19 protein-coding genes are annotated in these 21,077 nt (G+C 37.7%); 9 read left to right on the top strand and 10 right to left on the bottom strand.

Going from position 1 to position 21,077, the window contains the following annotated elements; translation table 11 throughout:
- Positions 1-76: 76 nt before the first annotated feature.
- The 3 genes from BTO22_RS03475 to seqA all read right to left on the bottom strand — a co-directional run bounded on the left by BTO22_RS03475 (position 77) and on the right by seqA (position 3,146).
- Positions 77-832 (bottom strand): Nif3-like dinuclear metal center hexameric protein, encoded by a 756-nt coding sequence (locus tag BTO22_RS03475; RefSeq protein WP_105055550.1) that lies wholly within the window; start codon positions 830-832, stop codon positions 77-79.
- A 70-nt stretch (positions 833-902) separates the two neighbouring features.
- Positions 903-2,549, bottom strand: coding sequence for a phosphoglucomutase (alpha-D-glucose-1,6-bisphosphate-dependent) (gene pgm, locus BTO22_RS03470; RefSeq protein ID WP_105054284.1), 1,647 nt, complete (start codon positions 2,547-2,549; stop codon positions 903-905).
- A 48-nt stretch (positions 2,550-2,597) separates the two neighbouring features.
- The gene (gene seqA / locus BTO22_RS03465) at positions 2,598-3,146 is read right to left on the bottom strand and encodes a replication initiation negative regulator SeqA (RefSeq protein WP_061028308.1); all 549 of its coding nucleotides are present in this window, start codon (positions 3,144-3,146) and stop codon (positions 2,598-2,600) included.
- A 94-nt stretch (positions 3,147-3,240) separates the two neighbouring features.
- Here seqA and BTO22_RS03460 point away from each other — a divergent pair, with 94 nt between their 5' ends.
- From BTO22_RS03460 to fldA, 3 genes are all read left to right on the top strand, one after another.
- Positions 3,241-4,017: an alpha/beta fold hydrolase gene (locus BTO22_RS03460; RefSeq protein ID WP_105054283.1), complete on the top strand. Its 777-nt coding sequence runs from the start codon at positions 3,241-3,243 to the stop codon at positions 4,015-4,017.
- An 87-nt stretch (positions 4,018-4,104) separates the two neighbouring features.
- On the top strand, positions 4,105-4,326 hold the full coding sequence (locus BTO22_RS03455; protein WP_060990435.1) for a DUF2788 domain-containing protein: 222 nt from the start codon (positions 4,105-4,107) through the stop codon (positions 4,324-4,326).
- Positions 4,327-4,384: 58 nt separating this feature from the next.
- Positions 4,385-4,912, top strand: a complete 528-nt coding sequence (fldA, locus tag BTO22_RS03450) for a flavodoxin FldA (protein WP_012549622.1) — start codon at positions 4,385-4,387, stop codon at positions 4,910-4,912.
- A 53-nt stretch (positions 4,913-4,965) separates the two neighbouring features.
- Here the strand turns inward: fldA and BTO22_RS03445 are convergent, their stop codons facing one another.
- The gene (locus BTO22_RS03445) at positions 4,966-5,430 is read right to left on the bottom strand and encodes a hotdog fold domain-containing protein (protein WP_105054282.1); all 465 of its coding nucleotides are present in this window, start codon (positions 5,428-5,430) and stop codon (positions 4,966-4,968) included.
- Between the two features lie 180 nt (positions 5,431-5,610).
- Between BTO22_RS03445 and fcrX the strand changes: the two genes are divergently transcribed.
- A complete protein-coding gene (gene fcrX, locus BTO22_RS03440) occupies positions 5,611-6,054 on the top strand; it encodes a ferric iron uptake transcriptional regulator FcrX (RefSeq protein WP_060990432.1) in 444 nt (147 codons plus the stop codon).
- An 85-nt stretch (positions 6,055-6,139) separates the two neighbouring features.
- On the opposite strand, the gene glnS is transcribed toward fcrX, so the two are convergent.
- Together glnS and nagE are read right to left on the bottom strand one after the other, a co-directional pair.
- Entirely contained in the window at positions 6,140-7,798 is a 1,659-nt protein-coding gene (gene glnS, locus BTO22_RS03435; protein WP_105054281.1) for a glutamine--tRNA ligase, read from the bottom strand.
- A gap of 169 nt (positions 7,799-7,967) precedes the next feature.
- The gene (gene nagE / locus BTO22_RS03430; RefSeq protein WP_105054280.1) at positions 7,968-9,458 is read right to left on the bottom strand and encodes an N-acetylglucosamine-specific PTS transporter subunit IIBC; all 1,491 of its coding nucleotides are present in this window, start codon (positions 9,456-9,458) and stop codon (positions 7,968-7,970) included.
- 399 nt (positions 9,459-9,857) lie between these two features.
- On the opposite strand from nagE, the gene nagA reads away from it, so the two are divergent.
- From nagA to asnB, 4 genes are all read left to right on the top strand, one after another.
- Positions 9,858-10,994, top strand: coding sequence for an N-acetylglucosamine-6-phosphate deacetylase (nagA, locus tag BTO22_RS03425; protein ID WP_105054279.1), 1,137 nt, complete (start codon positions 9,858-9,860; stop codon positions 10,992-10,994).
- A gap of 1 nt (position 10,995) precedes the next feature.
- Positions 10,996-12,210 (top strand): DNA-binding transcriptional regulator NagC, encoded by a 1,215-nt coding sequence (nagC, locus tag BTO22_RS03420; RefSeq protein ID WP_105054278.1) that lies wholly within the window; start codon positions 10,996-10,998, stop codon positions 12,208-12,210.
- Between the two features lie 79 nt (positions 12,211-12,289).
- The gene (locus tag BTO22_RS03415; protein WP_105054277.1) at positions 12,290-13,894 is read left to right on the top strand and encodes a cation:proton antiporter family protein; all 1,605 of its coding nucleotides are present in this window, start codon (positions 12,290-12,292) and stop codon (positions 13,892-13,894) included.
- A 285-nt stretch (positions 13,895-14,179) separates the two neighbouring features.
- Complete coding sequence (gene asnB, locus BTO22_RS03410) at positions 14,180-15,847, top strand: asparagine synthase B (protein ID WP_105054276.1); 1,668 nt, start codon at positions 14,180-14,182, stop codon at positions 15,845-15,847.
- Between the two features lie 42 nt (positions 15,848-15,889).
- Here asnB and rfaH read toward each other — a convergent pair whose 3' ends face one another.
- The gene (gene rfaH / locus BTO22_RS03405; RefSeq protein WP_105054275.1) at positions 15,890-16,396 is read right to left on the bottom strand and encodes a transcription/translation regulatory transformer protein RfaH; all 507 of its coding nucleotides are present in this window, start codon (positions 16,394-16,396) and stop codon (positions 15,890-15,892) included.
- Positions 16,397-16,776: 380 nt separating this feature from the next.
- Here rfaH and BTO22_RS03400 point away from each other — a divergent pair, with 380 nt between their 5' ends.
- Positions 16,777-18,126: a peptide MFS transporter gene (locus BTO22_RS03400; protein WP_105054274.1), complete on the top strand. Its 1,350-nt coding sequence runs from the start codon at positions 16,777-16,779 to the stop codon at positions 18,124-18,126.
- Between the two features lie 65 nt (positions 18,127-18,191).
- Here the strand turns inward: BTO22_RS03400 and BTO22_RS03395 are convergent, their stop codons facing one another.
- The 3 genes from BTO22_RS03395 to BTO22_RS03385 form a co-directional block, all read right to left on the bottom strand.
- Positions 18,192-18,497 (bottom strand): ComEA family DNA-binding protein, encoded by a 306-nt coding sequence (locus BTO22_RS03395; protein ID WP_105054273.1) that lies wholly within the window; start codon positions 18,495-18,497, stop codon positions 18,192-18,194.
- A 190-nt stretch (positions 18,498-18,687) separates the two neighbouring features.
- On the bottom strand, positions 18,688-20,544 hold the full coding sequence (gene ppiD, locus BTO22_RS03390) for a peptidylprolyl isomerase (RefSeq protein ID WP_105054272.1): 1,857 nt from the start codon (positions 20,542-20,544) through the stop codon (positions 18,688-18,690).
- Positions 20,545-20,748: 204 nt separating this feature from the next.
- Positions 20,749-21,021: an HU family DNA-binding protein gene (locus BTO22_RS03385; protein ID WP_065591422.1), complete on the bottom strand. Its 273-nt coding sequence runs from the start codon at positions 21,019-21,021 to the stop codon at positions 20,749-20,751.
- Positions 21,022-21,077: the final 56 nt, after the last annotated feature.

Here is a 21,077-nt window from a genome sequence, read left to right as displayed (position 1 = left end):
GATTTAAATCGTTAGACTTATAAACAAAAAAGGTTGATGTATTAACATCAACCTTTTTTATTATTCCAAATAGGTACTATACTGGATTATCAATATCAATAAATTCCACATCAAAACCCTGCCCTTTCGCTAACCATTCACCCAGAGCCTTAACACCATAACGCTCGGTCGCATGATGACCTGCGGCAAAATAGTGAATACCTAATTCACGCGCGATATACGTCGTTCTTTCAGATACCTCACCAGAAATAAATGCATCAATACCCTGTTGAGCAGCTAATTCAATGTAATCTTGCCCACCACCAGAGCACCACGCCACTGTTTTAATGTCTTTATTTATATCTGGTGTAATGTGCAAAGGTTTTCGACTCAATACTTGATCAATCCTTAAAGCCAGATCTTCACCAGATAGTGCAACGTCAAATTCCCCTTTCATTGCGATAGATTGAGGTGTTGGCTCTAGGCCTTCTACATTTACAATCGAAAATAAACGTGCTAATTCAGCATTATTACCAAGTGTCGGATGAATATCTAAAGGAAGATGATAAGCCAATAAATTAATGTCATTTTTAATTAAAGACCGAATACGATTACCTTTCATCCCTTTAATTGACTCACTTTCACCCTTCCAGAAATAGCCATGATGAACTAACAAAGCATCTGCATTTTTTTCGATTGCAGCATCAATAAGTGCTTGAGAAGCAGTTACACCTGTAATAATTTTTAAGACTTCCTTCTTCCCTTCAACTTGAAGTCCATTAGGGCAATAATCTTTAATAAGTTGAGATTTTAATTCTTTATTTAATAGTTGTTCTAACTGAAAGTTATTCATCATTACTACCCACTTTAATAATAAAAAAGCAGCGACATGCGCTGCTTTTTATCCATTCTAACTGGTTTAATTATAAGCCAGCGTCTTTAAACACATTGCTTACAATCTCTTGAGCTTCTTGCTCAATCAATGCTAAGTGCTCTGCACCTTTAAAGCTTTCACAGTAAATCTTGTAGATTTCTTCTGTTCCTGATGGACGAGCAGCAAACCAACCATTAGCTGTTGTTACTTTAAGACCACCAATTGCAGCGCCATTACCTGGAGCATGCGTTAAACGAGCAGTGATTTCATCACCAGCAAGCGTTGTTGCTGATACCATTTCTGGAGATAGCTTACTTAATACTGCTTTCTGAGCTTTATTTGCTACTGCTTGAATGCGGTTATAACTTGATTCACCATGTTGAGCAGCTAATTTATTGTAGTACTCTTGAGGATTCATACCTGTAATTGCTGTGATTTCAGCCGCAAGTAAACATAAAAGAATACCATCTTTATCAGTTGACCAAGGTGTACCATCAAAGCGTAAGAAAGATGCACCAGCACTCTCTTCACCACCAAAACCAAGAGAACCAGCATATAAACCATCAACAAACCACTTAAAGCCAACTGGGACTTCGCATAGGTCACGGCCTAAATCTGCAACTACTTTATCAATAATAGCTGAAGATACTAGAGTTTTACCTACAGCGACCTCTGCTTTCCAAGCTGGACGATTACGATATAAATAATCAATACATACAGCCAGGTAGTGATTTGGGTTCATTAAGCCTGATGGCGTAACAATACCATGGCGATCATAATCAGGATCATTACCAAAGGCTAAATCGTAGTCGTCTTTTAATGATAACAAGCCAGCCATTGCATAAGGTGAAGAACAATCCATGCGTACTACACCGTCTTTATCTAACGACATAAATTGGAATGATGGATCAATCGCTTCACTTACTAGAGTTAAATCCAGATCAAATGCTTGACCAATTTGACGCCAGTATTCAATACCAGAACCACCTAATGGATCTACGCCTAATTTTAAATTTGCTTTTTGAATCGCTTCAATATTGACGACATTTTTTAAATCATCAATATATGGCTTCACTAAATCCACTTGTTTAACTAGATCGGATGTCATCGCTTCATTGATTGGAATACGTTTTACACCATTCAATTCATTTGCGATAAGTAGATTGGCTTGATTTTCAATTGCCGTCGTTAACTCACCTTCTGCAGGTCCCCCATGAGTCGGATTATATTTAATGCCGCCATCTTGAGGTGGGTTATGAGAAGGAGTAATAACAATACCATCAGCTTTATCATCAAATTTAACGTTATGCGTTAAGATTGCATGAGAAATACCTGGAGTTGGTGTGTAGCCATTATCTTCTTGGATAATAACTTCTACGCCATTAGCAACTAATACTTCAATAGTCGAAATGAAAGCCGATTCAGACAAAGCATGCGTATCTTTACCTAAGAAAAGCGGCCCTGTTACCCCATTTTCCTTACGTACATCAGCAACAGCTTGAGCAATAGCCCAAATATGATGTTGATTAAACGTTGCTTTATCTGCCGTCCCACGATGACCCGAAGTACCAAATTGTACTTTTTGATCTGGATTTAATGCATCAGGCTCTAATAAGAAATAATTAGAGACTAATGCTGGGATATTGTGTAAATCTTCTTGCTGAGCTTTCTGCCCAGCACGAGGATGTATAGCCATTTGACGATTCCTTGTGACAAATTATATTTTGAGCTGTAACTCAAAAAATTAAATCGCCGCGCACACTTTTTCTGTCAAATCATGATGGAAACCCATACGCTCCATCAACAACTCAACCATGTGGCGCTTGCGATTAGTATTTGTATTAGTGATAACCCAAAATGGAGTGCCGTTAATTTCACGGGGCTTGGTTGTTTTACCACTTGCAATCAACGTTTCTTGATTGTCTGCAAAATAAACTCGAGTTCTTCCTTTTACTTCAGTCGCTTCAGAGAACGCCTTTGAGTCAATTTTATATAATTCTGATAGCACAGTTAAAAAACGATCAATCGCTTTATCTAATGCGGAAAATTCATCAGAGATTAATAAGGTACGTACCGCTTTAACGCGATCTACAGATGCCTCTTTACCAGCATCTTTACTGACTACTATGCCCTTTTTCTGAACTTCAACAGGTGTTGAAACAGAAATAACAGAGTCTAAAGGTGATGACTGCATTAAGAGACGACGTAAAATATCAGAGGCACTTTCACCGATGTGTTGAGTTTGGCTCGCAATAAAGCGGTATAGTTCTTCGTCTACTTCAATTGTCTTCATTATATGGTTCGTATTCTATAATCTATTTATGAAGGCACGATTATACATTGTATAATCGTGATACTCTACGACAAACCTAACACAACGCAGAAAAATGAAGCTACTTAACTATAAAGAACAAGGAAATGGGGATCCTTTGATCCTAATTCATGGCTTATTTGGGAATTTAGATAATCTAGGTCTTCTAGCACGCCAATTAGAATCATCTTATCGAGTGATCAGTATTGATCTTCGAAATCATGGCCATTCTTTTCATTCAGAAGATCATAATTATCAAACGCTCGCATTTGATATTATAACGCTTCTTGAACACTTATCGATTTCATCTGCGCATCTCATTGGCCACTCAATGGGAGGTAAAGTTGTCATGGCAATATCTGGTCAAAAACCAGAAATCGTCTCTTCATTAGTTGTTTTAGACATGGCTCCAGTTGCTTATCCTGAACATAGACACGATGCTGTTTTTTCAGGTCTTCAACGCATTATAGATACTCCGCCAACAACTCGAAAAGAAGCAAACCAATTACTTGCAACGTCAATCGTAGACCCTGGTGTACGACAATTTCTAAGCAAGTCATTATATAAAGAAAACGAACACTTAAATTTACGCTTTAATGTCCCAGCATTATTAAACAATTATCATCATATTATAGGTTGGGAGCCAATCTCACCATTTACGGGAGATGTTCTGTTTATAAAAGGGGAAAACTCCGATTACATCCAAGCTTCACATCAAAAAGAAATTATGCTGCAATTTCCAAAAGCTAAAGCACATATTGTAAATGGCACAGGTCATTGGCTCCATGCAGAAAAGCCTGAAGTCATTTATCGGGTCATAAGTCGATTTTTAGCCAAAGTTGGTAATAGATAATCCATACCAACAATGTCAAAGCTATGATATAGTTTTGCCAAATTATTCGTTCAGATTTAGGTCACTTACCTAAGATAAGGCTAATTCATGCTATATGAACATTTTGATCTCATTGAATCTATTGGTTTAGATTTATTGTTTGCCTCGATATTCTTTTTTATCGGTATGGCTATTAAAGATGTCTTAAAGCAAGCAAACGTACCTGCTTTTGGCCGAAAAATTGTTTGGCTAGTACTCTTTTTAGGATGTACAGGTTTCATTGCTAAAGGGATTATTCAGCTAAGCTGGGAAGGTGCAGGTCTAGGCTAATCACTGATCTAATAACATCTATTTTTAATTAATACAGACAAATACAGGTATTCATCATATGGCAAGTGTAGGACTCTTCTTTGGTAGCGACACAGGTAATACTGAAGCTATTGGCAAGATGATTCAAAAACAGCTTGGTAAAAAGCTCGTTCATGTTCAAGACATTGCAAAAAGCAGCAAAGAAGATATCGATAACTTCGATCTTCTTCTTTTAGGTATCCCTACATGGTACTACGGTGAAGCTCAATGTGATTGGGATGATTTCTTCCCAGAATTAGAAGGCATTGATTTTTCGACTAAGCTTGTTGCCATCTTTGGCTGTGGTGATCAAGAAGATTACGCTGAATACTTCTGTGATGCGATGGGTAACATCCGTGATATCGTTGAAGCTAAAGGCGGCACAGTTATTGGCTACTGGCCAACTGAAGGCTATGAATTTGAAGCTTCTAAAGCACTCGTTGATGAAAATAACTTTGTAGGTCTTTGTATTGATGAAGATCGTCAACCAGAGCTTACAGAAGAGCGCGTAACTGCATGGGTTAAACAAATCCATGAAGAAATGTGCCTTGCAGAATTAGAAGACTAATTTTGATTCATGATGCTCTTTACTTATCTCTTAAATTAAGAGAGTAGAGAGCATCATCTAAACTCTGGTTTCTTCCTCACATATAATGTTCTATTCACCCTCGCAACGACCTTCCCTTTTTTATCATAAATATACACTTCAAATTTTGGAAAACACTTATCCCCACCTTCAGTAAGCTGCTTAATTTCTTGAATTTTTTCGTTTGAGATAGAAAAGTGTGCATTCAAATCACTAGTTCCAGGGGAAATAAAATCTATTTCAGACTGCTTATCCCAGACGAAATACTCTTCTCTCAAGATCCCCATTAACATTAGCGAAAATACGGGATCTGTCATAGAAAAGATACTGCCTCCATATTGGCTTCTATTCGCATTGCGATTCCAAAATCGATCTTTTAATATCACTCGCACTTCTTGAAAGTCTGGTGCAATTTTTTGGATAGAGATCCCAGCGCCCCAAAATGGAGGCCAAATATTCAATGCCCTTCTGACTATTTTTGGGGTAAAGTATTTATACATATTTATCATCCTTGATTCTGGTCTGACCTCATGATAATAGTTTTATTAACAAAAGATCAACATCTATTTTTTTGTAAGAGATCGTGCAGATAAGGTATCAACTCGATTGAATGTTCCCTATAATTAACTTATTAAAACTGCACAAAAAATCGATGCAGAATGTCAATACAGGAAAAGTCGATGTCAGATAACAACCAAGCACTAAAAAAAGCCGGTTTAAAGGTTACTCTTCCACGCCTGAAAATTTTAGAGGTGTTGCAACAACCAGATTGCCAACACATCAGTGCAGAAGATTTATATAAAAAATTAATCGATATTGGTGAAGAAATTGGTCTTGCTACCGTATACCGTGTATTAAACCAATTTGATGATGCTGGCATTGTGACCCGTCACCATTTTGAAGGCGGTAAATCTGTTTTTGAACTAGCAACTCAGCACCACCATGATCATCTTGTTTGTTTAGATTGCGGCAAAGTAATTGAATTCTCTGATGAAATGATTGAAGAACGTCAAAAAGAGATCGCTAAAAAATACAATGTTCGATTAACAAACCACAGTTTATATCTATACGGCCACTGCATTACTGGTGACTGCATTGATAATGATGACGCTCATAACGGTTAATCGTCAATACCATAAATTTTAGTTATAAAAAAACCAGCATTTCTGCTGGTTTTTTATTATCGATTATTTGAACTCTTAGTCAGGATTAACCTTCCCAAGTATCACGTAATCCTACAGTACGGTTGAATACAAGAGCCCCTGGTGTAGAGTCTTTGTTATCAATACAGAAATAACCTGTACGCTCAAACTGGTAACCTGCTTCTGCTTCTGCTGTTGCTAAACTTGGTTCTACAAAACCATTTTTAACAATCAATGACTCAGGGTTAATACTCTCTGAGAAATCTTCTAAAGCTGCTGGATTTGGCACTGTAAATAGACGATCGTATAAACGGATCTCAGCAGGAACAGCTTTATCTGCAGATACCCAGTGAATAACACCTTTAACTTTACGACCATCTGCTGGGTTTTTACCTAGTGTTTCTGCATCATAGCTACAGAAAATAGTGGTAATGTTACCCGCTTCGTCTTTTTCAATGCGGTCTGCTTGAATAACATAAGCACCACGTAGACGAACTTCTTTACCAAGAACCAAACGCTTGTACTTTTTGTTTGCTTCTTCACGGAAGTCATCTTGTTCAATGTATACTTCACGAGTAAATGGTACATCGCGCTTACCCATTTCAGGTTTGTTAGGATGATTAGCTACGCTAAGTGTCTCAACTTTACCTTCTTCGTAGTTTTCAATTACGATTTTAACAGGTTCAAGAACCGCCATTGCACGAGGTGCATTTTCATTTAAGTCATCACGAATACAAGATTCTAATGAACCAAACTCGATCATGTTTTCTTGCTTAGTCACACCAATACGTTTACAGAATTCACGAATAGAGCCAGCAGTAAAGCCACGACGACGTAAACCAGAAACAGTAGGCATACGTGGATCATCCCAACCATTTACCAACTTCTCAGTCACAAGCTCATTAAGCTTACGCTTAGACATGATAGTGTATTCTAAATTTAGACGGCTGAACTCATATTGATGCGGTTGACAGTCAATCGTAATATTTTCCAACACCCAATCGTATAAACGACGGTTATCTTGGAATTCTAATGTACAAATAGAATGTGTAATACCTTCCAACGCATCCGAAATACAGTGTGTAAAATCGTACATTGGGTAGATACACCACTTATCACCAGTTTGGTGATGAGAAGCGAAACGAATACGATAAATTACTGGATCACGCATTACGATAAAAGAAGAAGCCATGTCGATTTTTGCACGGAGACAAATTGTCCCTTCTTTGAATTTACCATCACGCATTTGTTCAAATAGCGCAAGGTTATCTTCAATGCTACGATCACGGTAAGGGCTGTTTTTGCCTGGCTCTTTAAGTGAACCACGGTATTCGCGAATTTGATCCGACGTTAGCTCATCAACATAAGCTAAGCCTTTTTCAATCAGTTCAACTGCGTAACCGTACAGTTTATCGAAATAGTTTGAAGAATAATGAATATCACCACTCCAATCAAAACCTAACCATTTAACGTCATTTTTGATTGATTCAACGTATTCAATATCTTCTTTTTCAGGGTTAGTATCATCAAAACGTAGATTACACTGTCCCTGATAATCTTGAGCAATACCAAAATTCAAACAGATAGATTTTGCGTGTCCGATATGCAGATAACCGTTTGGCTCTGGCGGGAAACGAGTATGGACACTGGAATGTTTACCTGACTTTAGGTCTTCATCAATAATTTGACGGATAAAGTTGGTAGGACGAGTTTCAGTTTCACTCATCTAAAGCACCTCATTGGTATTAGTAGAAAGAACAGATTGTTCATATCTCCCTATGATCCACAATTATGGACCAATACTCAATATATAGAATCAAATAGTTGCTTTATTTCCATAAAAAAAGCCGCTCTAATTAGAGCGGCTTATTAATTTGAGTTAATTTACTCAATAATTATGGTAATGCAACTGCTGTTAGGTCTTCAGACGCTGGGATTTTTTTCATTTCACCAGCTACGATTTCAGCAAGAGGACCAAGGATAACTTGAACATTGTTAGAACCAAGTTTAACCACACCCATTGCACCTAATGCTTTAAGTTGTTTCTCGCTAATTACGCTAGTGTCTTTAAGAGTTAGACGTAAACGAGTGATACAAGCATCGATGTTTTCTAGATTTTCGTGACCACCTAGAGCTTTAAGGTATTGCTTAGCTAGTTCACCAGTTTCTTTAGAACCACGAACTGAACTTTCTTCTTCGTCGTCGTCTTCACGGCCTGGAGTCTTAAGATTAAACTTAACGATTACAGCGCGGAATACGAAGTAGTAAACTGCGAAGAATACGATACCTTGGATAATTAGCATGTACCAGTTAACAGCTAGTGGGTTACGAGTAGAAAGAACCATATCTACTAGACCTGCTGAGAAGCCGAAACCTGCAATCCATTGCATAGACGCTGCGATGAATACTGAAATACCTGTTAATGCTGCGTGAACTACGTATAGCGCAGGAGCAAGGAACATGAATGAGAATTCTAGTGGCTCTGTAACACCAGTAAAGAATGATGCGAAACCAGCAGCAATCATAATAGATGCAACTTTTTCTTTGTTCTCAACTTTAGCCGTGTGGTAGATAGCTAGTGCTGCACCTGGTAGACCAAACATCATGATTGGGAAGAAACCAGCTTGGTACATACCTGTAACACCAACTGTTGCTGTACCGTTAGCGATAGATTGAGCACCACCTAAGAAATTAGGGATATCATTAATACCAGCAACGTCGAACCAGAACACTGAGTTAAGTGCATGGTGAAGACCTACAGGAATAAGTAGACGGTTGAAGAATGCGTAAATACCAGCACCAACAGAACCCATACCTTGGATTGACTCACCGAAGTGTACAAGGCCACCGTAAATTGCAGGCCAGATGTACATAAGTACGAACGCAATTAAAATACCTGCAAAAGAAGTTAAGATAGGTACAAGACGCTTACCTGAGAAGAATGCAAGTGCTTTATGCAGTTCAACAGTAGAGAAACGGTTGTAGATCTCAGCAGATACGATACCAACTAGGATACCAACAAATTGGTTATTGATTTTACCAAATGCAGCAGGAACTGCAGCAGGATCAATACCTTGAATTTGAGCTACCGCTCCTGGTGAAAGAAGAGTAGTTACAACAAGGAAACCAACAAAACCAGAAAGTGCCGCTGCACCATCTTTATCTTTAGACATACCATAAGCAACACCGACCGCGAACAGTACTGACATGTTATCGATGATAGCCGCACCAGCTTTGATTAAAAACGCTGCTAGTGCACTGTTGCCGCCCCAAGCCACTGGGTCAATCCAGTAACCAATACCCATTAAAATTGCTGCTGCAGGTAATGTAGCAACTGGTACCATCAGTGCTTTACCTACTTTTTGAAAATATCCTAAAATATTCACCTTTAGATTCCCCCTATAAGGATTTTAGATTTTTTTGAATAGCTTAATTTGTCCATTATAAACTTATTTCGCTACTCGTTATTAACAGGGTCAGTGTAAGGGATTAATTTCGCCCCGCAAATTAAAAGCAAGCTAATTGTGATCATTATCACCTGTGGAGGGAATATTTAAGGTATTTTGCTAGCGAGATCATAAAACTTATTTTATCATTCGAAAGAATAAAACATCAGGAATAAAATTTGGTCTATAAAAGACCAAACTTTGTCATTACTGAACGTAACATTTAGGTAACTGAGTGTACCGCTCAGTAAGCAGTTCTATTTTCACTTGCTTAAAAATTTCAACGAAAAAAGTTTATATTTTTTTCGTACCATAAATTATAACTTAAGGATTCAAGCTATGTATGCGCTAACTAACTGTAAGGTTTATACTGGTAACGATGTTCTTGTTAACCATTCTGTAATCATTAATGGAACAGAAATCGAGGCCGTTTGCCCAACATCAGAACTACCAGAAGGTATTGAGCTAAAGGATTTAGATGGCGCAATTCTAAGCCCAGGTTTTATTGATCTTCAACTAAACGGCTGTGGTGGCGTAATGTTGAATGATGAAATTACGGCAGAAACAATGCAAACGATGCATGAAGCGAACCTAAAATCAGGTTGTACTAGCTTCTTACCTACTTTAATTACCTCTTCAGATGAAGACATGCGTACTTCTATTGAAGCAGCTCGTGAATACCACAATAAATATCAAAACCAATCTTTAGGTCTACACCTTGAAGGCCCGTACCTGAATGTAATGAAAAAAGGCATTCATAGCGTTGATCATATCCGTCACTCTGATTCAGATATGATTCAACTTATGTGTGATAACGCTGATTTAATTGCAAAAGTAACGCTTGCTCCAGAACAAAATGATCCAGAGCATATTGAACGTTTATGTAAAGCAGGTATTGTCGTGTCAATTGGTCATACGAACGCTACCTATGCAGAAGCTCGCCAAGGGTTTGAATCTGGTATTACTTTCGCAACTCACCTATTTAATGCGATGACGCCAATGGTTGGTCGTGAACCAGGTGTTGTTGGTGCTATCTACGATACTCCAGATGTTTATGCTGGCATCATTGCGGATGGCTTCCATGTTGACTATGCAAACATCCGTATTGCACACAAAATAAAGAAAGAAAAGCTAGTATTAGTGACGGATGCCACAGCTCCTGCAGGTGCTGACATGGAATACTTTATTTTTGTTGGTAAGAAAGTATATTACAAGGATGGTAAATGTGTTGATGAGAATGGCACATTAGGCGGCTCAGCTCTGACTATGATTGAAGCAGTTCAGAATACAGTTGAGCACGTTGGAATCGCTTTAAATGAAGCATTACGTATGGCTACGTTATATCCAGCTCAAGCAATTGGTGTAGATAATAAACTTGGCCGAATCAAAAAGAACATGGTTGCTAACCTTGCTATTTTTGATCGTGACTTCAATGTAAAAGCGACTGTTGTTAACGGACAATACGAGCAAAGTTAATATGACTGACGGACAAATTGGTAATGTAGACCTAGTAAAACAATTAAACAGTGCGGCTGTTTATCGTTTAATCGACCAAAAAGGCCCGATTTCTCGAATTCAAATCGCAGACGTTAGTCAGCTTGCTCCTGCAAGTGTTACCAAGATTACCCGTCAACTATTAGAGCGCGGCTTAATTAAAGAAGTCGCGCAACAAGCATCAACAGGCGGTCGAAGAGCTATTTCTTTGACCACTGAAACCGCCCCCTTCCACTCTATTGCAGTGCGTTTAGGTCGAGACTATATCCAATTAAGTCTTTTTGACCTTTCAACAAAAGAATTAGCTTCTGAGTATCATGAGTTTAATTACTCACATCAACAAGAGCTATTGGATGGATTACGTCAATTAGTTCAAATGTTCATCACTCGTAACCAAGATACAATTAAACAATTAATTGCTATCGGTATCACCCTCCCTGGTTTAGTTAATCCAGAGACGGGCGTTGTAGAGTACATGCCGAATACCGACATAGATAAATTAGCCTTAGCTGATTTTATTAAAGATACTTTCAATACCCAATGTTTCGTAGGTAACGATGTACGTGGTTTAGCTCTAGCCGAACACTACTTTGGTGCATCTAAAGATTGCTATGACTCTATACTCGTCAGTGTTCACCGCGGTACCGGTGCCGGCATCATTGTTAACGGAAAGGTTTTCTTAGGTCATAATCGAAATGTAGGTGAGATCGGCCACATTCAAATCGATCCAATTGGTGATAAATGTCAATGTGGCAATTTTGGTTGTTTAGAAACCGTAGCCGCAAACCCTGCAATTATTTCACGAATTAAAACACTGCTTGCACAAGGCTACCCTTCAAGTCTTTCGCAGTTAGATAACATAACAATGGCTGATATTTGTCATGCTGCAAATCATGGTGATGAGCTTGCAACGCAAACATTATTACGCGTTGGTAATCAATTGGGTAAAGCGATAGCAATGACGATTAATCTATTTAATCCACAAAAAATTGTTATTTCAGGTGCAATTACTCAATCTGATAAAATTCTTTTTGCTGCTATCCACAACTGTATTAAAAATCAATCATTAACCGCGTTCCACAAAGATCTACCAATTGTTGCATCCGAGCTTCATGAACAACCGACCATTGGTGCTTTTTCAATGGTCAAACGCGCAATGCTTAATGGTGTATTGTTACAAAAATTATTAGATGAATAATCATAAATAATTTCTAACATGTTACTCTAGGGCTGCTTTTGCGGCCCTTTTTTTCGACCACTTTTAGGAATAGTAGTATATGGAGTTACTTTTTATCATTGCAGTATTTGTAATGGGGTTTATAGCACTAAAAATTAATTTACCTCCATTAGTTGGTTTTTTATTAGCTGGATTTGGATTGCATGCACTTGGTTTTCAATCTAATGAAGCGCTATCTACCTTTGCTGATCTTGGTGTCACACTTCTTCTGTTCTCAATTGGCTTAAAGTTAGATATCAAAACCTTACTAGCTAAAGAAATTTGGTTAGGAGCAACACTTCATAATCTATTTTCAACATTATTCTTCACCTTTGCTCTTCTTGGTCTCAAGCTTCTTGGGATCACGATGCTGGCAGATATAGATACAGCACAACTTGTCTTATTTGGCTTTGCTCTCTCTTTCTCTAGTACCGTATTTGCAGTTAAAGCGTTACAAGAAAAAGGCGAAATGAATGCAACTTACGGAACCTTAGCAATCGGTATTCTTGTTATGCAAGATATCTTCGCGGTTGTATTCTTAACGGCTTCCACAGGAAAGATCCCAGAAATAACAGCACTCGCTTTATTTGCTCTCCCCCTCCTAAGGCCTTTATTCTTTAAATTGTTAGATTGGGCTGGACATGGTGAAATGCTGGTACTTTACGGTATTTTCTTAGCACTTGTCGCAGGAGCAGGAACTTTTGAACTGGTTGGAATGAAACCTGACCTCGGTGCCCTTATCTTGGGAATGTTACTGGCTGGTCACTCTAAGGCCTCTGAATTATCAAAATCCTTATTTAATTTGAAAGAAATTTTATTGATTTGTTTTTTCTTAAACATAGGATTATCTGCCGCACCGACATTTGCAGGATTAACGCTTGCTCTACTTTTAATTCTACTTCTCCCTGTAAAAGGGCTCTTATACTTCATTATCATTAACAAGTTTAAGTTTCGAGTAAGAACCTCTCTCCTCGCCTCTCTAACTTTATTCAACTACAGTGAATTTGGCCTAATTGTCGGTGGGTTAGCATTCAAAATGGGCTGGTTGCCGGGTGATACTCTTGTTGCCATAGCTATTGCTGTATCGATTTCCTTTATTATTTCAGCTCCTTTAAATAATTTTGGCCACTCTATTTACCAGCGCTCACGCCATTGGTTAAAAGAACACACCGCAGAACGTTTAAATCCAATGGATAAATTAATTAATCCAGGCAGAGCCCAAATTTTAATTCTTGGCATGGGTCGTATTGGTAGTGGTGCTTATGATGAACTAAAAGAAAAGTACGGTGATATTATTTTAGGTATTGAGCTTCGAGAAGAATCAGCAAAGCAACATCAAGATCTTGGTCGTAATGTGATATCCGGAGATGCAACCGACCCTGATTTTTGGGAACGTATACTTTCAACTTCTCATGTGAAATTAGTATTATTAGCCATGCCAAACCACCAAGGTAATCAGTTTGCATTAGAGCAATTACAATCAAGAAATTACCAAGGTCAAACAGCAGCAATTGCGGCTTATAATGATCAAATAGAAGGATTGGTTGAACAAGGCGTGGATGCCGCTTTTAATATTTATCATGAAGCCGGTAGTGGTTTTGCTCGGCATGTAAGTGAACAATTAAGCCCTCAATTTAATCAACAAAAAGAGTATATGAAACATTGATTCTTTTATTAACAACTTAGTCACTTTAAAAATCAGATTAGAGATTATTTAAATTCTAATCTGATTTTTTATTTATATTCCCTAACTCTCCATTCTTTTTGTTCAAAAAACCACCTCCAATTAACGATTCAAAACCAAAATGGATGAAATATTAAATATTATCTAATTAGGTTGCCTATTTGTAATTTTATTTGTATTTCTTGGTTGCTTTTTTTATCGATCGTGGCAAATTGTAGTTAAGAGAATAATTTATGATAAAAATTAAGAAGAGATTAGAGGGAACTTATGTGCTCAATTTTTGGAATACTGGACATTAAAACCGATTCAACGCCACTACGTAAAGCTGCACTTGAAATGTCAAAAAAACTTCGCCATCGTGGACCTGATTGGTCAGGCATTTATTCATCAGACAAAGCAATTTTAGCGCATGAGCGTCTTGCGATTGTTGGTGTAAATAGTGGTGCACAACCCCTTTATAGCGAAGATAAAAAGCATATTTTAGCAGTGAATGGGGAGATCTATAACCATAAAGAATTACGAGAAAAATACGCTGACGATTACGCATTCCAAACAGATTCTGATTGTGAAGTTATTTTAGCGCTATACCGCGAAAAAGGCACAGATCTGCTAGAAGATTTGAACGGTATTTTCGCATTTATTCTTTATGATGAAGAAAAAGATGAATATTTAATCGGTCGTGACCATATTGGCATTATCCCTATGTACCACGGTTATGATGAACATGGTAACTATTACGTTGCTTCTGAAATGAAAGCTTTGGTTCCAGTGTGTAAATCAATCAGTGAATTTCCTCCTGGCCACTTCTACTCATCAAAAGATGTTGAGCCAACTCGTTACTATTTACGTGATTGGATGGAATATGACGCAGTTAAAGATAATCCAACAAGTAAAGATGACCTTAAGCAAGCATTGGAAGATGCGGTTAAACGTCAATTAATGACAGATGTTCCTTATGGTGTCCTTCTTTCTGGTGGTCTTGATTCATCAATTACATCAGCGGTTGCGAAAAAATTTGCAGCAATGCGTATTGAAGATGACCAACAATCTCAAGCATGGTGGCCACAATTACACTCGTTTGCAGTTGGCTTAGAAGGCGCTCCCGATTTAAAAGCAGCTCGTGAAGTAGCCGATCAAATCGGTACTGTGCATCATGAAATGACTTATACAATTCAAGAAGGTCTTGATGCTATCCGTGATGTTATTTATCACATTGAAACGTATGACGTAACCACCATTCGCGCCTCTACACCAATGTATTTATTAGGCCGTAAGATCAAGGCAATGGGCATTAAAATGGTACTTTCAGGTGAAGGTGCTGATGAAATTTTTGGTGGCTACTTATACTTCCATAAAGCGCCAAACAAAAAAGAATTCCATGAAGAAACAGTTCGTAAACTACTTGCTCTAAACATGTTTGATTGTGCTCGTGCTAACAAATCACTTGCAGCTTGGGGTGTAGAAGGTCGAGTACCTTTCTTAGACAAAGAATTTATTGATGTTGCAATGCGACTAAACCCACAAGATAAAATGTGTGGTAACGGTAAAATGGAAAAACACATTCTTCGAGAATGTTTTGAAGACGATTTGCCTGCTGCGATTGCATGGCGACAAAAAGAGCAATTCTCTGATGGTGTAGGTTATAGCTGGATTGATACATTACGTGAAACAGCAGAAGCAAAAGTAACTGATCAGCAAATGGAGTCTGCAAAATTCCGTTTCCCTTACAATACCCCGGTAACCAAAGAAGGTTACGTGTATCGTGAAATCTTTGAAGAGTTATTTCCTCTTGAAGATGCTGCTAAATGTGTTCCTGGTGGTCCATCAGTTGCGTGCTCTTCAGCAAAAGCGATAGAGTGGGATGAATCATTCAAAAACTGTGTTGACCCTTCTGGTCGAGCTGTTCAAGCCGTTCACAATGAAGCTTATGATTAATTAAAGAGTTAATCACAAAAAAAGCGCCTAATGGCGCTTTTTTTATTTCGAATAATCGATATCGCAATTCTCTACTTTAATTTCAACATTTTTATTAATAAGGGTAATTAATAAAATCGAACGTTTTTCCCCATCCGCTTCTTTATAAATAGCATCAACACCAACGAAGGGGCCTTCTTTTATCGAAACTTTTTGCCCCGCTTCTGGCAAAGTCTCAATTACCTCTTTATTTTGAATGTTATCGTGGTCTAGTAATTTTAATGAATAAATTAAATCACCTGACAATACTTTCGGTTGCCCACCAAAACGAATAAAGTCACTCACTCCACGAGTTGAACGAACGGTCGTAAACGTCGGGCCATCCTTAAAATCAAAACGAACAAACATATAACAAGGGAATAAAGGTTCTTTAACTGCCTTTTTTTTACCTCTCGTTATTTTCTCAACTTCAATCTCAGGGTAAAAGCACTCTACATTTTGATTCTCTAAATGTGCTTTTGCTCGCTGTTGTTCCCCACGTTTACAGTAGAGTAAATACCATTCTTTCATTATTTATATACCTAGCTAACCAGCTAAAGATCATAGCACGCCATAAACAACAACTAAATAAATAGGTTCAATAACTCGACAACTATCTTGTTTCAGATGTTAAATGACAAAAAACAGACAAAAGAAACAAATAATATTAAAAAAACACCAAAAATAAAAATTAAAAACCATAAAATTGAAATTATTTAGAATTTAAAATTAAAAAATAGAAGCAAAACAGAGAGGTAATATGTAACAGTAAATACTTGTTTCTAAACATTTCAATCATTTAAAATGTTAAGCAAATCACATTAATATGTACAACATTGCAGTTGAATCATTCGAGGGGTATAAATTTGTCTTATATAAAGAGAATAAAATTCTATTAAACAGAGAGCATTATGCCAAATAACAACAAAACACTCATGGGACACCCTCAAGGATTGTTCTTACTTTTTGGAACAGAATTATGGGAACGCTTCTCTTATTACGCCATGAGGGCAATTTTAGTCTTATATTTAACAGACAGAACCATTAATGGTGGTTTAGGCTGGACAGTTAAAGACGCCCTTAGCTTATATGGCACTTATACCGCTTTGATGTACATCACCCCTCTTATTGGTGGATGGTTGGCAGATAACTACCTAGGACAACGAAAGTCGCTGCTTATTGGTGGATCTCTCATGGTTGTAGGCCAATTTACACTCGCACTTCCTCATGATTTATTGCCATTCTCTGTTGAGGCTCTTTTTTATGTCGGTTTAGGCTTCCTAATTGCTGGTAATGGTTTATTCAAACCAAACGTATCAACCATGGTTGGTGATTTATACCAAGATGGTGATAATCGCCGTGACGGTGCATTTACCATTTTTTATATGGGCATTAATTTAGGCTCCTTGCTTGCTGGCGTAGTTTCTGGTTCTGTAACAGGCATATGGGGTTGGAAAGCAGGATTTGCTGCGGCCGGTATTGGTATGGTTATTAGTTTAATCATTCAAACTTTATTTGCTCAACGCTTCTTAGGTGATATTGGGGTTCGCCCTGCTGCTCATATAGCAAAAGAAAATGCAAAAGGTAAATCCCATAATGTATTAAGTAAAATTGAAATTGATCGCCTAAAAGTAATTATGGTTATGGGTCTATTCGTTATTGTATTTTGGGCAGGCTTTGAGCAAGCTGGCGGCTTAATGAATATCTATTCTCAACAATACACAGATAGAATGATTGGTTCCTTTGAAGTGCCTGCCGCTTGGTTTCAATCATTGAATCCTTTCTTCATTATTGTATGCGCGCCGTTAATCGCTATGTTATGGGTTAAATTAGGGCCAAAAGAACCAAGCTCACCAATTAAGTTCGCTTTGGCTCTCTTTTTCTTAGCCATTGGTTTTCTTTGTATGGTCGGAGCGGTCATGGAACAAGGTGGCGACTTAACAGTTAAAACATCTATGTACTGGCTTGTGGGAGCTTACTTCTTCCATACGTTAGGTGAGCTATGTTTATCTCCGATTGGGTTGTCATTAGTGACTAAACTCGCACCACTCCGTTTGGCTTCTCTTATGATGGGGACATGGTTTGGGTTCAATGCCATCTCTAATTATATTGCAGGTATCGTTGGTTCACATGTTGAAAGTCTTGGCGCATTAGATATTTTTGCAGGTATCGCTATTGCAGCAACCATCTCTGGAATTTTATTGCTAACAATTTCAGGAACTCTTATTCGCTGGATGCATGGTGCTGAAAAAGCACATTAAACTGAACATATCGAAATAAAAAGGGAGTCTTATATTCTAAGGCTCCCTTTTTTATAAAGAGTAAATTATAATATAATTCTACTGCGATTCTTCTCAACTAATTTAGCGCCAATCCCTTTCACATTAGATAAGTCATCTACCGCTGCAAACTTTCCATTCACTTTACGATAATCAACAATAGCTTGTGCTTTTGAGTTGCCAACACCAATCAGCAATGTTTTAAGCTCCTCAGCTCCAGCCTCGTTGATATTAACGACCACTTCAATACCATCGTGTTTATTTACGCTTTCTTCTTTAGCATGAGCGATACTGCTCGAAAATAAAATAAGAGCAAATAAAAAAGAACTGATTAAGTTTGTTATACGAGTCATTACTATTCCTTGTTCAAGATTTAAATAATAATGTCAGATACTTCAGAAATTCACTCTCTATCTGTCATCCCAAAAAATAGTAAATAAACCAAAGAAGAAATCCCACCGATAGATTTATACTTACCCTAAAAACACGACGGGCCCCAACTAGGGGCCCGTCTATCTTATTTATCAATTACAAATAAATTGATTATTGTTCTAATAATGGATAACTAATATCAGAGTTTGCTTTAAGCGTATCTAATGTTGCCGTTAGATCTTGTTGAGTTTGAGTTCTAAGTAAACGCGTTGACACTTGCTGAGCCATTGCATCATTGCTTAGTTCTAATACACCATCAAGTGCAACTATTACATTGTTTCCCTGACGATCCATCACTTGAGCGTAAGTTGATGCGCCCTTTTCTGGTTTTTGCAAACGATACACATCATTTGCCAACTCATCAGCTCTAGTAATCATTCGTGCTTCAGTAAAGCTTAAACCATTATCTGCTAGGTAATTCGTCTGACCTTTATCCAGTGCATTAATAACACCTTGAGCTAGTTCGACTGCTTTTTGTTCACCTTTTGTTTGAGATAAGCGATCAGTCACTGCTGGTTTAACATCTTCTAAAGGTAATACGGTTTCATCTCGAACATCTTCAACACGAACAACAACAATATGCTCTGGTGCAATTTCAATAACGTCTGAATTTAAACCATCTTCTTTTACTTCAGGGCTATAGATAGCTTGTAAAACTGCAGGATTTGATAGCAGTTCAGGAGCATCTTCTTGAGAGAAGAAGTCAGATGTCATTACTTTAACATTAACGCTTTCAGCTGCGTCATCTAAAGAATCAGGTGATTCAAATGCTTTTTCTGCTAGCTCTGTTTGTAGGCTATAAAATGCATCAGCGGCATGTTCATCGACTAAGAAAGATTTAATTTCTGTACTTACTTCAGCAAGAGGTTTTGTTTTTGGAGCTTCAACACCGTCAAGTTGAATAATATGATAACCAAACTCAGATTTAACTAAACCTGAATGATCACCGACATTAACCAATTGGAAAGCCGCATCTTCAAAAGCAGGATCAATAACACCACGCTCAATCCAACCTAAAGAACCACCTTCTTTTGCTGTTGGGATATCTTGTGAACTTTCTTTTGCTACCGTTGCAAAGTCATCACCAGCATCTAAACGAGCAAGAACAGCTTTAGCATCAGCTTCATCACCTTTAATCAGGATATGGCTTACTTCGCGTTTTTCTTGCGTAGAATACTTATCTTGATTTTCATTATAATACGTTTGAATCTCTTCATCCGTAATTGGTGCTTGTGCTTTTAAAGAGTCGCCAGATAATTCAACATAAGAAACTTTCACTTGTTCTGGACGAACAAATTGTTGTTTATTTGCATTGTAATATTCAGAAACTTCTTCATCTGTCACTGTTGCTTGTTTTGCAAATTCAGCAGTATTAAGAGTAATAGTACGAATTTCACGCTGTTGAGCTTCTAAAGCACCTTGTGCTTTTACTTCGTTATCCAACGTAAATTCTGTTGATTCAAGAGCAAGAACCAATTGATTTCGAACTAAATCTTGACGTAAATATTCTGCAAAGCTATCTGAACTGAAACCCGCACGACGAAGTGAAATATTGAAAATCTCTTCATCGAATTTACCGTCTTTTTGAAATTGAGGCATAGATAAAATAGCTTGACGAATTTGTTCGTCACCAACACGAAGACCTAAATCTTGAGCTTGATTATCTAATAGCGCATCATTAACCATACGGTCTAAAACAGATTTACGAAATTGTTCTACGTATGCTGGGTCGCCAAGTAATGTTGAAAAATACTCACCAAGTTGAGATTGCATACGATTACGTTCATTTTGATACACTTGTTCAAAATCATTGCGCGTAATCTCACGTTCACCAACTTTTGCAGCTAGTGGTTGACCCCCACCGACTAAATAACTACCTACACCTGCAAATACAAATGAGAAAATAATTAGACCGAGAATGATCTTAACTACGAGGCCTGTTGAACCTTCGCGAATTCGATCCATCATAATATGTTTTAACTCCTAATCACCAAGTGGAATACACTATTTATACAAGTAGCGTGTCAATTTCTATTGATAGTGAAAATGTAAAATAGTTCAACAAAAGAAAATTTTAACAATAAAAAAGCGCATCATTGGATGCGCCTATGACTCATTACTCTAGTCTACTAGCCTTACGCTAGCTTGTGTAGAGTTTTATCTATATTTCGCTTAGTTACACGCATCTTTAAGTGCTTTACCAGCTTTAAATGCAGGTACTTTTGCAGCAGAAATCTCAATCGCTTCGCCTGTTTTAGGGTTACGACCTGTACGAGCAGCACGCTCACGAACAACAAATGAACCGAAACCAACAAGCGTTACTTGATCACCACTTTTTAGTGTCTCTGTTACTGTTTCAACTAATGCATCTAGAGCGCGGCCAGCAGCTGCTTTTGAGATATCTGCATTTTCAGCAATTTGATCGACTAATTGAGATTTATTCACGGTATTCCCCTTTAAATTATTCATTCAATGATTAATGAACGAGTCCATATTTTGAT

This window comes from Aliivibrio sifiae (assembly GCF_002954705.1).
GTDB classification, from domain to species: Bacteria; Pseudomonadota; Gammaproteobacteria; order Enterobacterales; family Vibrionaceae; genus Aliivibrio; species Aliivibrio sifiae_A.
The sequence above is the reverse complement of the archived record's forward strand: the minus strand, read 5'-3'. Positions and strand labels throughout refer to the sequence as shown.